This window comes from Dysgonomonas hofstadii, from assembly GCF_014196915.1.
GTDB lineage: Bacteria > Bacteroidota > Bacteroidia > Bacteroidales > Dysgonomonadaceae > Dysgonomonas > Dysgonomonas hofstadii.
The window spans coordinates 92,378-110,057 of record NZ_JACIEP010000001.1 but is presented as its reverse complement, the minus strand read 5'-3'; the positions used below and the strand labels follow the sequence as shown (position 1 = coordinate 110,057).

Here is a 17,680-nt window from a genome sequence, read left to right as displayed (position 1 = left end):
GTTCCGGATTATCGATCTTTTATTTAATTATATCGTAAGTCAAACCTTCTGATGTGATATAGGCTTTCAAATCATCAATAGTTTTGAACGACTGCATCCAGTATACATTATAAGTGACTTGCTTAGTCAATGTCTTTATATCGGCATACTTAAACTGTAAAGTAGTAAAGGTCGCAAGCGCGTTGGTAGGCAGGATGCCTCCTGTAGCCCATGCCTGACTGCTCATGTCGTAAATAAACACATGACTGCCATCGCTACACTTATAATCGTGAAGCCATTTGTTATTATTGCCATTCAATCCTCCGCTGTAGGCAGCCCCATTGCAATTACCAGATGCATCTAATGTAATATTACGTGCAGTTACCCCATCTGCTGCATATTTATCCAAGGCATCCTCCATACGGATAGCGACAATCGGATATTTACCGGCATGTAACCAGGTCTTAGGACTCCAACACCTGAAGTCACCGCGCTGGTTAGTATCATTTTGTGTATAGGTTGTCACCTTCACCATTCCATAGCTCCATACATGTGATGAAGAAGTTCCGTTTCCTGACTGTTGTGCATTATACCATGTGTAATTACTTTGGTCGTGGAATAATTCTCGAAGCAATCCTTCTGCCAGGTTCAGTTTGATAGAAGAGGTATTGCCTGTTGACGGGCATGTCGCGGTAATGGTAACATCTCCGAATACGCCTTCCTGATTATAGGTTACTACTCCGTTCTGAACAGTTGCAATGCTTTCATCGCTCGATGTCCATTCTATCAGAGACAAGGTGGCGTCAGTCGGTACTGTGGTGAAATTCAAGTTTAGTGTCTTCTCATTTATCGCACAGAAATAATTGTTGTTGACAGAATATGTTTGATCGATTGTAATGCTTTGTGGTTCAACAATTTGTTTTACCGTAATAATTTTAGTTGCAATAACCTGAGCGCCGTCTAAAGATGTCGCGGTGATGGTTGCCGAAGCAAAAGTTTCACTGTTCACTTTACCGGTCACAAGCCCATTCATATCTACTGTAGCAACAGATTCGTTGGAACTAGTCCATTTTACAGTCCGGTAAGTCGCTTCTTCCGGTAAAATAGTAGCAGTAAGCTGTAATGTTTCCCCTGCAAAGACATCGTCTGCCGGAGAACTTAATGTAATAGACTGTGCAGGAACTAACGAGTTCGCTACGACAATTTTCAATGTACCATAGATATTACTGCCCGAGTAAAAAGCATCAGGAGCAACCTGAATGATGGAATATCCTGCACCATCGCCGCTGACAGCAGTAACTTTGTTGTTTTCGTCTACAGTGGCGACGCTTACATCACTCGATGTCCATTTTACATCTTTGAAAGTTACTTCTTCAGGCAGGATTGTATATCCGAATGTTACACTTTCGCCTTTTATCATCGGCAGCACTTTAATACCCAAAATCTGATCGGTATAAATAAGTGGCTGTAATTCAGCCGGGACCGATATCTCGACAGATTTAGGATAGATGGCCGATGAAAGATTTGACGAAGCATCGTCATCACTACAGGAAACCATCGCAATAAAGGTTGCAGCCAGCACTAAACAACCCGAGCTATATTTCTTCAATATATGTTTCATAAATATCTTACTTAATGGTTAAACATATTTAGTTTGTCCATCCCGGATTTTGTCCCAGTTGTGGATTCAACTGCCTCTGGTCGGATGGTAGTGGATAAAGATAATGTTTATCTTCCCAGACTCTGCCGTCGTAAAGGATGATGCAGCCATCTCCGTCCAACGGTCTGGCTTGTGCGGCCCAATTGGCTTCGAACCATGTACCTGACACCTTCACACCAAGTTGATCCTGAATCATTTCGGTAGAAGCGGTAGCCCAGCGTTTCAGGTCATCTATACGAAATCCTTCGAGAAATAATTCGATACTGCGTTCGCGGCGGATTTCTTCACGCATCGACAGGCTGTTGGCATTAACAAAACTGTTGCTTAATTTCGGCATATTCTCATTAACACGCAAACGAACCAGGTTGAGAGAGTAATCCAGGTCATCATCAGAGATTGAGCCGGTAAGTTCATACACAGCTTCAGCATAATTCAACAATACTTCGGCATAGCGGATCACAGGATAATCCATTGATTCATAATAATCGGCGACCTGACGTTCCACCGACCATTTATTGTTCTGATAACCACTGTTAGAGCGCACATTAGCTACGAGGCTGCTGTTAAGGTCTTCATCGTCCCAGGTCACGCGCCATTTTCCGTCATTATTCCAATAGTTCTGCCCGTTTTGCAGCATCGTATTACTCATCCTCATATCCCGATTAAGGAACTCATCAGTTGCACCGGTATATCCCTTGAAAAGAGAGGACTTTGAAACAGGCAAACCATCTGAACAAAGATACATGTTAGCCAGCTTACGGGTAACGTAGACAACATTTCCCTGCATAGCATGTGTAATATTAATTCCCAGATTATCGCCATCACGATGGCGGTGGGCTAAAATATATTCCAGATTGTCTTTCTTTGTAAGGTTAGCCGGATTACATTGCGCGGCATCTTCCAGAATGAACATATAATGGTAACTCTGGTCTCCTAATGTTTCGTTGTAGAATATTTGGTATTTACCATATTTTATCACATCATCAGCTGCATTCTTAGCTATAGTCAGCAATTCAGTGCTGCGGCTGGTATTAGAAGAGGCATTACTACCTCCTGTATGGAATTTCTGCCAGGTACCTTCATAGAGGGCTACACGCGACAACATTGCCAATGATGCATACCTGGTCAGACGCCCTGTTTCCGTGGCTGTTTCCGGAAGTACTGTTGCGGCATCCTGCAAATCTTTTATCACCTGATCAATAACCTCGTCACGGCTGTTACGGGGAGCAAATAATGTCGGATCATCAATATCCAATGGCCTTGTCAGCAAGACAACATCTCCCCAGATCTGAACCAGCTCGAAATGCAGATAAGCCCGGAAGAATTTGGCTTCGGCAATCGGAATTGCAATTGCGTTCTTATCGCTAAATGATTCGGCTCTGTCGAGAAGCAGATTGGTATAATAAATACGCTTGTAGATCTCCGTATAATTTTTGTCTGTAGCCGGAATGGTATTAGTCCCCTGACTGTAAGTATTTATAGAAGAAGTAGCTATCAGGTCGGAACGATAATCACTATGAGGGCCATCACTCACTCCCGAACCATAATCCACACTCATCTGAAAATCGCGGGTCCAACTATAGAATTGGTTGGCAAACAATTGGAAGTTATCAGCCTTATCCCAAACCAGATTATCTCCTAAATCTGCTTTTGGCTCAAGATCCATGCAGGATGTCAGGGCCAATGTTATCAGGGATAAGCAAGCTATCTTAATATAATATATCTTTTTCATGCTATAATAATTAGAAAGTTAAGTTAAGACCAAAAGTAAAATTACGGGTAAACGGATAGCGTTTCACGCCTTTTGCTGACGATCCTGAATCGGTTACAGCTTCCGGATCCCATCCATCTTTTATTTTGGTTGTTTCCCAAAGATCGGCACCTGTTACATAAATACGGGCAGCCTGAATGGCTTTTGTCTTCATCAACAATTTATATGGAAATGTATAACCCACTGTTATATTCTTGAGGCGGATATAACGGCCGTCCTGAGCTGTCAGGGTCGAAGCCTGATAATTGTAATTATTTATATTCGTATCGTTGGTATAAGGCGCATAATATGCATCGCGGTTATTTTCGTTCCAAGTATTACCTATCGAAGACGTTATAGTGTTGGTATAGTTGGCACGGAACGGTACAGTCCAGTTGTCGATGCCACGGTATACGAAACGGTTAGCCGCTCCCTGAAATACAACATTTATGTCGAATCCTTTATAAGCCACGCCTGCATTGAATGAGTAAGAAATCTCCGGAGTATCACTGCCTAAGTGGATATAATCGTTCTCATCCAGAACTCCATCACCATTTTCGTCACAATACATATTGTCACCTACTCGCAGGTTGCTTGGCATGCCTATGCTATTATTATTGTAATATTTAGCTTTATAAGCTGCTAATTCTTCCTCATTTTGTATCTTACCTGCATAGCGAAGACCGAACACCGATTTCAGAGGATATCCCTGCATTTCTGCAATATAACCGGATTTTATAACGGTAGTACCTCCGATATCAGTCAATTTGTCGCGGGCGAAGGTTAATGTTCCTCCTGCATGATAGTCAACTTCACCTATCTTTCCACGGTAAGTCAACTGCCCGTCTATACCCCAGGTTTTAAACTTACCTGCGTTAGCCATCGGGGCTTTATCTCCTAAAATAGCGGGATAAGTGACTTCTATCAGCATGTTGTTATTACGCTTCATAAAGAGATCGATAGTTCCGCTCAGGTTACCACCCAGAAAGCCAAAGTCTAAAGCGACATTGTAATTCTTAACACGCTCCCATTTACGGGCCTTGGTTGCCAATTCACCATTTGTTTTGATATAAGATACTTTGTTGGATCCCAGATATGCGCCCGATCCTGTTTCCAAATTGTAGAAAATGACGCCATCGTAGTTGCCCACACCGCTTTGATTGCCGACCTCTGCATAAGATAAGCGTAATTTCAGATCGTGCAACCAGTTTGCATCTCTCAGGAAAGACTCTTGCTGTATCCGCCATCCCAAAGATGTACCCCAGAAAAAATCCCAACGGTTTTCCGGCTGAAATTTAGAGACCCCATCATAGCGTGCATTTAGTTCGAACAGGTAACGTTTATCATAATCGTAATTAAACCGACCAAAATACGAAAGGATTGAAGTCTGCCATTTTGTTTTATTATTTTTATTATCACCAGTCTCCAAAGTGACTTCACCCGAACCGTTTATTATTTCCAGCCCGTCCTGAATATTTTTTACTTTAGTACCATAATAAATATATTCCTTGAACTCATATTGAGCACCTGCCGTAAGGCTGAAAGCATGCTTTTCGGCAAATGTACGATGGGCATTCACATAACCTGTGAATGAATAAAAATCGGTACGCGCATCTGTCTGATTATAGGAAGAGTTGGCCTGTGTTGGATTTACCAGCACTTCTTTGTCTCCGACATAATTATAATATGTAATAGAATTTTCGACAATGCTTCGATTAGCCGAATTGGTACTATAACCAACTTCTGCATTTGCATTCAGCCAGTCCGTCACATTATATTTCAACACTTCATTGATATTAATAGCAGATACTGATAATTTATTGTCTCCACCATCTTCAACTTTAGCAACCGGAGAACCCCATGTGCCCCAGGCATAAGCCTTGCCATTTGTCGACCTGAAAGGCAGACCCGGCATCGGCATACTTGTTGTCAGCACGGAGCCAATACTTGTGGGTACAACTTGCTGCTGACGATTGTAAGAAATAGAAGATTCCAAGGTCAGTTTATCACTGAGCTTATAAATATTATTTGCCCTGAAATTGTAACGCTGATTTTTATTATTTCCAAATTGCAATGTAGATCCATCATACAAATAACTGAATGATACCCGGAAAGATGAACGGTCTGTTCCTCCTGAAACACTCAGGCTTTGTTCGGTCGACCATGTATCTCCAAAAAGAGAATCGAGCCAATTGGCGTCATTATCAAACACAAAGTCGCTAACGTCCGTAAAGGCCGCTGTCCCAAACGGGTTGGCACTGGTTGCCAGATCGATATAAGATCCTTTATACTTTTTGGCCAATTCGGCATAAGTATACCATACGTTAGACGCATTATTATCATTGTTCAGGGCTGTCATCACTCCATCCGCCCACTGGTCTATATTCATAGCAGACGGCATCAGACCTACTGTTTTCAGGGTAGCCGAGCCACTGTATTCTACTTTAGTCTTTCCTGTAACTCCTCTTTTAGTAGTAATGAGAACAACACCGCCGGCAGCCCGAGAACCGTAGATAGCCGCGGAACCGTCTTTAAGAAAACTAATAGACTCAATGTCATTAGAGTTCAGGTTGCGGAGGTCGTTTACACTACCCGAAGCCACGCCATCTATAATAATCAGCGGCTCAGTCGTATGTTTGGAAGAAGCTCCACGCAAAGTCATATTCCAGCCTTCATCGCCGGGAGCAGACGAAGAGCGTGTAATCATCACTCCGGCTACCTGCCCCTGCAACGCTTGTAACGGACTGGAGAGACCACCTTTTTCCTCAAAAGCTTTTGAGTTGACAACTGCAATAGCACCGGATAAGGTTTCCTTTTTCTGTGTACCATAACCGACCACTACTACTTCGTCCAGAAGTTGGTTATCTTCCGTGAGGGTAATATTAACTTCTCTTTGACTATTGATTGTAACTATCTCTTCTTTGAAGCCAATATAACTGAATTTCAATTGGGCTGTACCTTGAGGGATATTTATCGAATAATTTCCATCAACATCAGTCATTACTCCGTTTGTAGTTCCTATGACAGTTACCGATACCCCGATAAGAGGTTCTCCCGAGCTATCAATAACCTTTCCTTTTATTGTCCGGGTTGTCTGATTTACAGATAAATTTCCACCCGAATTGTATTCCGCATACAGGGAAGAACTATAAGCCCCTATAAGGAAAATAGCTACAACCATAGCTTTCCCTTTGTTTTTCAGGAATTTTGATTTAAGTCTCATATTCATATTTCCATTATTTAATTTTATTTACTATGGATTTATAGATAGTATTTTGAGCTTTTCTAATGAGAGCGACTCAAATTTTGTAGAATTTAAAGTGATTAGGTTAACCTTATTCTCCGTATTTTATATATAGTATTTTATGGTTCGTTCATGGTAGTCTATGATTATTTATTTTATAGGTTTAGATATCTGTTAACGAGACAAAAATACTTAGAGTAAATCTAATTCGATCTTTTTTTAGTGGCTTAAAAAGTCCTGAAAAAATATTTCGGATTTGATTGTATGAGTGCAAAATTATTTATGGACTCTTTGTTTTCAGTTGCTTATGTCAATATACAAAGTATTGAAGAGATCAGGGGGCTTCTGTGTAGTATTATGATTAAATTTTCTAATTGTAAATAGTTTATGATTTTATATTTAAGATTCGTGTTTTTATAGAATATCTTTATCTATGAAATGAATAATAATCTGGTAAGATGCCAACAAATTAATTTGAAAATAAAATATGAATAAATTTGAGAATAAAAATATAGAGAATAAAATCCGTTACCTTTGTAATGGTTTAGTTAAAAACGAATGACTACAAGCTAACAGCCAGAAGCTAGTTAAAAACTAAAATATGTGTCAACTTTGTAAAGTTTTAACAATTGAAACAATGCAAGTAGATATGAGATATATAATATACAATTTGCCGGACTCTAAAAACCGATGGTAAATATTGTATTCAGTGAAATATTTCTTACTTTAGATTTTTATTTTATAACGAGAGTATTATTGTTCTTAAAAAGAAATAAGAAGAAAGTAAGTCTGAGAAACAAAATTTGGTCTACTATATCTGCTATTTGTTATTAATTACTTTGATAAAATCTAATATATCTTGATGTTAATTTCCGGCTAATTTGAGAATGAAGAATTTATTTCTTACAGTTTTTATATTCTTATATGGTTTATCCTTGTTTGCTACAGATGGTTATTTTTTCAGAAATCTTACTGTTGAACAAGGATTAACAAGTAATACCATCAACTGTATTCATAAGGATAATAAGAATTTCATTTGGTTGGGAACTGCAAATGGGCTTAACAGATTTGATGGAACTGCAATCTTATCTTTCGAAGAATTTAAAGATAAATCGATAATTTCTATTATTGAACCCGATACTACAAATCTGTATATTCTTTCTGAAAGAGAATTGTACAAATATAACCGGCTTACAAGAAAGAACATTCGTTTATCTTTTATTAATGATGATATTCCTTTTTTTAAAAAACTGGCTTTAGATAAAAACAACAATATATATATAGTCAGTAATAAGGGATTGTATCTTTTAGAAAAAAACAGCCTTACTGCCTCTCCCGTCAGAAATTCTTCGCTGGAAAAGAAAGTTATAACCGATATATATATAGACAACAAAAACAACTGTTGGCTTACTACTTTGGAAGGGCTTATCAAATATAATCCGGAATCGGACCAAACACTAATCTTTGAGAACCCTTCGGACAATAAATTATTATGTTTGATCAGTGTAAATGATAAGGTGTATATCGGTACTCAAAATAACAGGGTCGTATCCTTCGATACAAATTCCGGGACATTCGCAGAAGTGGCCGTCGTTGAAGCATCCTATATACAAACCATAGCCTATCATAATGATAAACTATATATAGGAACCAATGGGAATGGATTGAAAGTGCTAAGCCTTGAGGATAAAAGTATATCGACAATAGCACAAAACACTTCGCAAAAGAATACATTAAGCTCCAATGCCATATATTCGTTATTGATTGAGGATAGCATGTTCTGGGTAGGAACTTTCTCCGGAGGATTAAATTATATCCCTTCACTGCAAACCAGTTTTAGAACCTTCAACAACGAGTATTTCAACACTTCTTTCTTAAATATCAGATCCTTCCATATCGATAATAGAGGTTTGGGTGTTTATGGTGCCCGAAACGGATTTATTTATAATCGGAATGGAGAATCTCAATGGTTTACTATTGATAATACGCCAGATTTAAAGTCTAATATAATTTTATCGATTTTCCCGTTCGATGACGATTATCTTATAGGTACTTATGGCGGTGGGCTCAATCTTTTTGAGACCAGGACAAAGTCCATCAAAAGGTTTGATAATAATTCTATTTTTTCAGAAACATCATTCTACTCCATTATCAAAGGAGATGATAATACTTTATGGTTCGGAACTTTAGCGGGTCTGATAAAATATGAACTTAATACCAAGAAATATACTGTTTACAATACTCAGAATTCGGATATCATTTCCAATGATATATATAGTTTACTGAAAGACTCGTCGGGCAGGATATGGATTGCGACAAGGGCAGGAATATGCTATTTCCAAGATGATTTTTTTAAACAACCTGCACATATTGATCTGTCTTTTATCGGAATAGTGCGTACATTGTTTCAGGATTCCGACAATAATATATGGTTAGGATGCGAGAATCAAGGGGCGGTTAAAATATCTCCTGATCTCAATTCTTATACGAATTATACAATACGTGATATCTTACCGGATAATTATGTTTGCTCCATTATCGAAGGGACTAGAGGACATCTATGGATGGCTACCCCGAAAGGGATAGTATTATATGATAATAATTCATCCAGGTACAGAATATTTTCTTTATATGATGGCGTTTCCAGCTATGCCTTTAATGACGGCGCTGTACAGAAAACAGATAACGGTATATTATGGTGGGGTAATGAAAAAGGACTTTTATCTTTAGATTCTCTTAATATAAACGAAGATTACGAAAATAACATCCTCATTACTAAAATTGTAATAGATGGTTTCCCTGAAGATTATGAAATACGGAAACTATCAGAAGCTCCGGAATATAGTGGAATAATAAAATTACCTTCTTCGCAAAAAAATCTTATATTTAAATTCTCAGATTTCAAATATGATTACCCTCCTTCTATTGTTTATGAATACAAGTTGGAGAATTCTCAGGATACCACATGGCACAAGACTTTAGCTGGCAATGAGATTCTGATACCAGATATTGCAAGCGGTTCTCATATATTGAAAATCAGAAAAGCAGGAGACCAGCCCTCTGAAAGGATATTTGTGGTTTATAAAGATAAATCATATTTAATTTACTGGGTTTTACTGGTAATATCAATTATAGCTTTTCTGTTTATTTATACTTATAAATGGTTTATAAAAAAACTGAGGAACTATAAAAATGCGGCAAAAAACAGGGAAGAAACGGGGAAGACAAAATATCAGAATCAAAAGATTGAAAAAGATGAATTAGAAAATATAAAATTATTACTCATACAGTATATGGAAGAAGAAAGGCCGTATCTTAATCCCGACCTTAAACTCGATGATATTGCCCAAGCTATCAATTGTCCGAAAACAAAAATATCGCAAGTTTTAAACCAATATCTGGATACAAATTTCTCTAATTTCATTTCTAAATACCGTATAGAGATGTTTAAGGAAAAAGCTGCGGAAGGGCTGATTCATCAATATACGCTAAGTGCTTTAGCAAGAGAATGCGGATTCAGTTCTAGAAGCTCATTTTTTCATACGATGAAGAAGCTTACCGGTCAGACTCCTTCTGAGTTTCTGAAAGATACGGGAATAAATATTAAAGATTAGCACACTTTAATCCTGACTACTCAGTGAAGTTGCAAGGCAACAGACTTTCTCCTCCATTGGATTAAGATTAGAAGCGCATAGAGGGAATCGGGTTTCCGGATGGAAAAACTCAGTTTCTATGACATACGCTTAAAAGCATTAACTTATCTTCAACGATTATTCTCAGTATTTGGCCGATAGACTGCAAATTATCAATTAGTAAAAGTAGCTCCTGAGGGAAATGAGTATTAAAAAAACTCAAGATGTCGATATATGTCTCTTATTTTTTATATTTGTTATTTATCTATTAATCGTAAGTCTGAATAAGCTAAAATATTTTTATCACAGATAGTATAATCTATCGGAAAGGAGGCTGATTGCGCCATACAACTATTACAATAATATTCTTGATCTTCAGTGCTTTTTCTTTTTATTCAACAGCACAGGATATAACATTTCATCATTTAACGACAGATGAGGGGTTATCGCAGACTTCCGTTTTCGCAATGTATCAGGATGAATACGGGCTTATATGGATTGGTACACGGGAAGGGCTGAACTGTTACAACGGAAATAAAATAAAAACATATAAACTGGAGAAAGCCAACCCAAACAGTTTATTCTGCAATAATATCCTGCGTATAACGGGGGACAAACAAGGCAAAATATATGTACTATGCACAGAAGGCTTATGCGAATACGATATAAAATCGGATAAATTCAATACTCTGTGGGAAGACGTAGAAATATTAGCACTCCATTTCCACGAAAAGTTATATGTAGCGCGAGGAAATGGAATTTACACCTATAATCCATTAGATAAAAAATTTGACTTGTTCTACGAACTTCCGGACAAAGAACTATCAATAACCGCCCTGTTCATAGACAATCAAGGTACATTCTATATCGGCACGTCGCACAAGGGATTGTATACTTTAACAAGTTCAATGAAGCTTAATCATCCGATATCATCCGAGAGTAATATTACCAGTATCTATCAGGATTCGGATGATGACATCTGGTCCGGAAGCTGGGAACATGGATTATATCTGATATCAAAAGAAAATGTTTTTAATTTTAAAAATATCCCACAAAATAAGAATTCCATCCAATCGGACTTTGTTAGGTCGTGCTGCGAAGACAATCAGGGCAATATATGGATAGGCACCTTCCTCGGGCTTGACTGCTATAATAAAAAGACGAAAGAGTTTAAGCATTATTTGGCTAACGGGAAACCGGACGGACTTACTCACTCGTCTATATGGGCTATAATAAAAGATCATCAGGGGACACTGTGGCTGGGAACTTATTTTGGCGGAGTCAACTACTTTAACCCCGAATATGAAATATATACATGGTATAAACCTTCACAAACCGAGGCAAACGGTTTGAGTTCGGCTATTGTAGGACGGATGATCGAGGATAAAAACCAGAACCTCTGGATATGTACCGAAGGCGGAGGATTAAATGTATATAACCGAAAAGACAAAGTCTTTAAATGGTACAAGCCCCATCCCGGCAGAAACAGTATCTCCGAAGATAATGTGAAGTCGATATATTACGATCCCGAAAATAACCTGATGTGGTTAGGTACTCATATGGGCGGGCTGAATAAATTAGATATGCAAACAGACAGGTTTTCTCACTACCGCCATAATATGAATGACAAGTCATCTATACCTTCCGATATTGTAAGAGATATAGTACCTTATAATAGGCAGCTTATACTGGCAACAAGTAATGGAGTAGCTGTTTTTGACCCGCAAACGGGAAAAAGCAGTCCGCTGTTTTCAGGAAATACCAATAACCTTATAAAAAATGTATTTGCATTATACCTCGACCATAAAAATATGCTATGGATCTCTGTTGCAGGAGAAGGAGTCTTCGCCTACAATATGGGCACAAAAGTCCTGAAACATTATAAACACGACATATCAAATCCCGGAAGCATTAGCAATAATAATATAAACAGTATAACCCAAGACAAACACAACAATCTGTATTTCTGCACATCGGGAAGGGGACTGGATATGTACAGCTATGAAACTGATAAATTTATCAATTTCGACTCGAAGAACAACGGTCTCTCCAGCGATTGCGTATACAATGTGCAGGAATCGCAATCGGGCAAATTACTGGCTATAACCAACAAAGGATTTTCCGTATTCGATACAGAAAGTAAAATGTTCTATAATTACAGTATCGAAAACGGTTTCCCTCTCTCTACTGTTAACGAGAACGCACTCTACCTGACCAACGATAATGAAATATTTCTCGGTGGTGTACAGGGAATGGTATCCTTTAAAGAACAGTCTCTCAACTTTACCAAGAAGCCATACAATATCATTCTCTCGCAACTATACATCAACAGTAAAGAAATAGAGATAGGAGACGAATCAGGCATACTTCATCAACCTTTTTCACAGACATCGGCCATCACATTACAGAGTAGCCATTCTATATTCAGTGTCGAATTTGCTACCACCAATTATATAAAAGCAAACAAAGATGAGATTGTATATAAACTCGAAGGCTTTTCTAACGAATGGACGTCTGTATACGGCCAGAATATAATTACTTATACGAATCTCAATCCGGGTAATTACACCCTTGTTATCAAGAGTAATAATCCTGACCAGCCATTACAGGAAGCCCGCTTGGATATAGTAATACACCCGCCTTTCTATCGAACAACTATTGCATACCTCATTTATATTATTATAATTGCAACCATATTATTCTATCTGATTAATTCATACAAAGAGCGTATTAAACTGAAAGCCTCACTCGAATATGAACATAAACACCTGGAAGATATAGAGAAACTCAATCAATCGAAACTAAGGTTCTTTACTAATATTTCGCATGAATTCAGAACCCCTCTTACTCTGATAATCGGTCAGCTGGAATCATTGTTGCAATTTCAACAATTTACACCTACAATATACAATAAAATACTAAAGGTATACAACAACAGCCTGCAAATGAAGGAACTGATTACAGAACTTCTCAACTTCAGGAAACAGGAACTGGGTTTTATGAAAATATACGTCTCACAGCATAACCTAGTTGAGTTTCTCTACGAGAACTACCTCCTTTTCGAAGGTTATGCTAAAGCCAAAAACGTAGATATCCGGTTTGAGAGTATGGAGCAATCGATAGAAGTGTGGTACGATGCAAAACAGATGCAAAAAGTAGTGAACAACCTGCTATCGAATGCGCTGAAACACACCACATCAGGAGAGTCAATCACCATCTCCGTAAGCAAGACCGAAGACACTGCTATTTTCAAAGTCATAGATACCGGCTGTGGAATTGGTGTAGAAGACATCGGCCACATATTTGACCGTTTCTATCAGGTAGAGAGCCAAAACTTGGACCTAGTAGATACAGGAACAGGAATCGGACTGGCTCTCACTAAAAATATTATAGACCTGCATCATGGAGAAATAGAGGTAGAAAGCGCATTGAATGAAGGTTCTGCATTCTCCGTTCGGTTGAAACTCGGCAACACCCATTTTTCCGGGGAAGAGATCAACGATATAGAACCTGTGATGAATAATACATATATATCTACACCTGTCCTTCTGTCTATGGAAGAGATGAGTGTGGATATTCTACCAGATCAGCAACAAAAAGATATAAAAATGCTGATTGTAGAGGATAACGAGGAGCTTCGTAATATGCTGAATGATACCTTTATCCCGTTCTATCAGGTAATAACGGCTTCCGATGGAGCGGAAGGACTGGAAAAAGCAAAGACCGAATTGCCTAATATCATTGTAAGCGATGTTGTAATGCCCCACATGACAGGCACGGAGTTATGCCGCATAATAAAGAACGATGTGAACACATGCCATATTCCAATAGTGCTACTGACCGCCAGAACATCTGTGGAAAGCAATCTGGAAGGGCTGAAAATCGGCGCAGACGATTATATATCCAAGCCGTTCAATGTAAATATCCTTATTTCGCGTTGCAACAACCTTGTAAACAGCCGGATCATATTGAAAGAGAAATTCTCGAAACAACCGCAGATGACTCCTCAAATGCTTGCAACCAATATCCTGGATAAGGAACTGCTCAATAAAGCAGTAGCGATTGTGGAAAAAAACCTTGATAATCCTGAATTTTCGGTGAACGACTTCGCTCTGGAAATAGGTATGTCCCGCTCTAATCTGTTTACCAAACTAAAGGCTGTTTCGGGTAAAACCCCGAATGATTTCATATTGATAATAAGATTAAAAAAAGCGGCTATATTACTCAAAGAAAATCCGCGGCTTAGTGTTTCCGAAATATCTACTATTGTCGGGTTCAACTCCTCCCGCTATTTCAGTAAATGCTTCAAAGACATATACCAGCTTACACCATTGGCATACCGCGGCGATACCATAGAAGAGGACGAACTCTAGCGTTCTCAAGAATAAACCTATTTATTTGCCACCATTATCGATGTTTTACATAGCTTATTCATTTTCTGATCCGCAATATATTCTGGATTATTTTAGACTATCTTTAGATTATATTAGCCCTATAGATCCTTTCTATATGGCTTTATTTGCATAAAATTAGATATCATGGAAATGAAAAAACACTTACTGGTTCTTCTCATATTTTCATTCTTTTGTTGCGGTATTGCGGCACAGAAGATTGATAATCTGGTGGAAATGAAATTGAAATCGGAGAACCCTGTTTTCCATAATTTAGGCAAAGTATTTTGTCAGCCATCATTTACAATGGATAATTATTGGATATGGGGAAGTTCCGTGATCAAAGCACAAGACGGTAAATATCATATATATGTTTCGCGGTTTCCCAAAAGTCTGCCTTTCCATCCCGGATGGATGGTTGCTTCTGAAATCGTACATGGAGTATCAGATTCGGCACAGGGGCCATTCACCTTCAGTGATATCGCTCTTCCTCCACGCGGAGCTGAATATTGGGACGGACGATCTACACACAATCCCCGTATCCTTACTTATCAGGGGAAATATTATCTCATATACATGGGTTCTACCCACCCGTTCAGAGACCCTGATTACGACGAATTAACGCTGGACAGTAAATGGTGTATTGTAGGACGCGCCAACAAACGCATAGGTATTGCAGTGGCTGACAATCCCTATGGCCCGTGGAAACGTTTCGACGAACCGATTCTCGATGTCCAGCCGGGAACATTTTATAGCTTCCTTACATCAAATCCTTCCCCCATTGTGCAGGAAGACGGTTCAGTTATGATGGTATTTAAAGGACGCTCCTATCTTGGAAATGACAAATACTCAAATATGGCTATCGGAATGGCCTATGCAAAAAATATAGAAGGGCCATATACTGTGATCAATAACGGAAAGCCCATCTTCGATGTAGAAAAACAGGGAGAAGGAGAAGATCCCTTCTTGTGGAAGGATAAACAGGGATATCACATCATATTTAAAGACCATGTAGCCAGATTTACAGGAGAAAGGGGTGGCGGAGTGATGGCTCATTCACAAGACGGTATAAACTGGATGATGGATAAAGATCCCAAAGCATATTCACTGACAGTAGAATGGGAAGATGGCACGATTAAAAAACAAGGGCAACTGGAACGTCCGTTTATTCTTTTTGAAAACGGTAAGCCTGCATTCATCTATTTTGCTACAATGGATGGTCCCGGCGGATTTGAAAATGCCTCAAACTCCTGGAATATGGTCATTCCGTTAAATAATAAGTAAAGGATATACTAAATGCCTGCAAAACCTACCTGTCCTGACATTTTTGGACAATAATGGACATTATTCAAATTATTTTGCACATCACATCCTATTCTCTAAAGTACATTTGCTAACAGGAATAACGCTTATGTTTTCCTTGTTTGTTAATCCTATACCGGGTATGAAAAAAACATTAATCACAGCAACGACATTTGTTACCCTATCGAGTGGTTTATTTGCACAAACAAATAAACACCCGAATGTCATATATATATTTCCCGATCAATTCAGAAACTCGGCAATGCAATTCTGGGATGAAAAAGGATTTTGCGAATATGTGAATTTTAAAGCAGATCCGGTACATACCCCCACCCTGAACAATTTTGCTAAAGAATCGGTAGTCCTTACATCCGCACAAAGTATATGTCCGTTAAGCAGTCCTTACCGGGGAATGTTCCTTACCGGCATGTACCCAGGCAACAGCGGTGTGCCTCTCAATTGTAACAGTAGCCGTCCGATAAGTAATTTACGGAAAGACGCCGTTACTATAAGCGATGTTTTCGGCCTGAATGGCTATCAATGTGCATATGTTGGTAAGTTGCATGCCGAATATCCGACACGAAACAACCCTCAGGCTCCCGGCACTTATGTAGAGAGCCAAAATCCGGTATGGGACGCATACACAGCTCCCGAAAACCGTCATGGGTTTGATTTTTGGTACTCTTACGGCACATATGATGTACATAAATCACCTCATTACTGGGATACCGAAGGAAACAGACACGAAATAAAGGAATGGAGCCCCGAACACGAGGCCGATAAGATAATTGAATACCTGACAACAAAACGGGATGAAAATAAGCCTTTCTTTCTGGTTTGGAGCGCCAACCCGCCGCATAGTCCCTATCGCTCGTTAAACGATTGCAAGGAAGAAGATTATAACCTGTATAAAGATATTCCTTTAGAACATCTGTTAGTACGTCCGAATGTGAATAAGGATTTAAAGGAAAAACAGGCCTGCGCCCCATATTATTTTGCATCGGTAACAGGTGTAGACAGAGAATTTGGACGGGTATTGCAGACATTAAAATCTCTCGGATTAGATGAAAATACAATCGTAGTATTTACTTCCGATCATGGTGAAACAATGGCTAGCCATGTACTTGATCCCAAAAATTCTCCGTATAGCGAGTCGATGAATGTCCCTTTCATTATCCGTTATCCTAAAGTATTGAAGCCGAAGGTATCCCCGTTATTATTATCACCTGTAGATATCATGCCTACCTTGCTTTCTCTGGCCGGACTAAAAAACGAGATTCCGGTTAGTGTCCAAGGAAAAGATCTGTCGGGATTTTTTCAGGATAAAACAAGTGCAAAGGATGCGCTGGAAAGCGTATTATATATAAGAAACATAGACGGGGAAACAGACAACGATGGAAATGTAGTGAGTTATTTCCCTGTTGCCAGAGGAATAAAAACCTCGCGCTATACGCTGGCAATCACGATTGATAGAGATAACTCGGTACAGGATATACTTTTTTTTGATGACAAGAACGACCCCTATCAGATGAATAACCTATCGATAGAAGCACACAGGAAGGAATTTTATGTATTGTGCAATTCAATGTCCTCATTACTAAAAAATGCAGACGACCCTTGGTACAGAAACAAGATATTATCCGATATCATTCCTTATGATAAATAAAAAAATAAACCTGATAGATAATATGAAAACAAGAATACATTCCAAACTCAATACTT

Annotated in this window: 7 protein-coding genes; 4 read left to right on the top strand and 3 right to left on the bottom strand. The window is 38.7% G+C overall.

The features are described from left to right. Positions 1-19: 19 nt before the first annotated feature. From GGR21_RS00365 to GGR21_RS00355, 3 genes are read right to left on the bottom strand one after another with little or no spacing between them, the layout of a single operon-like run. Positions 20-1,600 carry an Ig-like domain-containing protein gene (locus GGR21_RS00365; protein WP_183305162.1) on the bottom strand — a complete coding sequence of 527 codons (1,581 nt, stop codon included), beginning with the start codon at positions 1,598-1,600 and terminating at the stop codon, positions 20-22. 28 nt (positions 1,601-1,628) lie between these two features. Beyond that, positions 1,629-3,371: a RagB/SusD family nutrient uptake outer membrane protein gene (locus tag GGR21_RS00360; RefSeq protein ID WP_183305161.1), complete on the bottom strand. Its 1,743-nt coding sequence runs from the start codon at positions 3,369-3,371 to the stop codon at positions 1,629-1,631. 10 nt (positions 3,372-3,381) lie between these two features. After that, positions 3,382-6,618, bottom strand: a complete 3,237-nt coding sequence (locus GGR21_RS00355; protein ID WP_246347945.1) for a SusC/RagA family TonB-linked outer membrane protein — start codon at positions 6,616-6,618, stop codon at positions 3,382-3,384. A 902-nt stretch (positions 6,619-7,520) separates the two neighbouring features. On the opposite strand from GGR21_RS00355, the gene GGR21_RS00350 reads away from it, so the two are divergent. From GGR21_RS00350 to GGR21_RS00335, 4 genes are all read left to right on the top strand, one after another. Continuing rightward, positions 7,521-10,247 (top strand): ligand-binding sensor domain-containing protein, encoded by a 2,727-nt coding sequence (locus GGR21_RS00350; RefSeq protein ID WP_183305160.1) that lies wholly within the window; start codon positions 7,521-7,523, stop codon positions 10,245-10,247. A gap of 356 nt (positions 10,248-10,603) precedes the next feature. Next, positions 10,604-14,638: a hybrid sensor histidine kinase/response regulator transcription factor gene (locus tag GGR21_RS00345; protein ID WP_221232864.1), complete on the top strand. Its 4,035-nt coding sequence runs from the start codon at positions 10,604-10,606 to the stop codon at positions 14,636-14,638. A gap of 171 nt (positions 14,639-14,809) precedes the next feature. Further along, positions 14,810-15,940: a glycoside hydrolase family protein gene (locus GGR21_RS00340; protein ID WP_183305159.1), complete on the top strand. Its 1,131-nt coding sequence runs from the start codon at positions 14,810-14,812 to the stop codon at positions 15,938-15,940. Between the two features lie 160 nt (positions 15,941-16,100). Then, the gene (locus GGR21_RS00335; protein ID WP_183305158.1) at positions 16,101-17,624 is read left to right on the top strand and encodes a sulfatase family protein; all 1,524 of its coding nucleotides are present in this window, start codon (positions 16,101-16,103) and stop codon (positions 17,622-17,624) included. The last annotated feature ends 56 nt before the right edge of the window (positions 17,625-17,680 follow it).

Bases quoted from the DNA above. Each gene is read 5' to 3' on its own strand.
- GGR21_RS00335 (WP_183305158.1), top strand. From the start codon at position 16,101: ATGAAAAAAACATTAATCACAGCAACGACATTTGTTACCCTATCGAGT.
- GGR21_RS00340 (WP_183305159.1), top strand. From the start codon at position 14,810: ATGAAAAAACACTTACTGGTTCTTCTCATATTTTCATTCTTTTGTTGC.
- GGR21_RS00355 (WP_246347945.1), bottom strand. From the start codon at position 6,618: ATGAATATGAGACTTAAATCAAAATTCCTGAAAAACAAAGGGAAAGCT.
- GGR21_RS00360 (WP_183305161.1), bottom strand. From the start codon at position 3,371: ATGAAAAAGATATATTATATTAAGATAGCTTGCTTATCCCTGATAACA.
- GGR21_RS00350 (WP_183305160.1), top strand. From the start codon at position 7,521: ATGAAGAATTTATTTCTTACAGTTTTTATATTCTTATATGGTTTATCC.
- GGR21_RS00365 (WP_183305162.1), bottom strand. From the start codon at position 1,600: ATGAAACATATATTGAAGAAATATAGCTCGGGTTGTTTAGTGCTGGCT.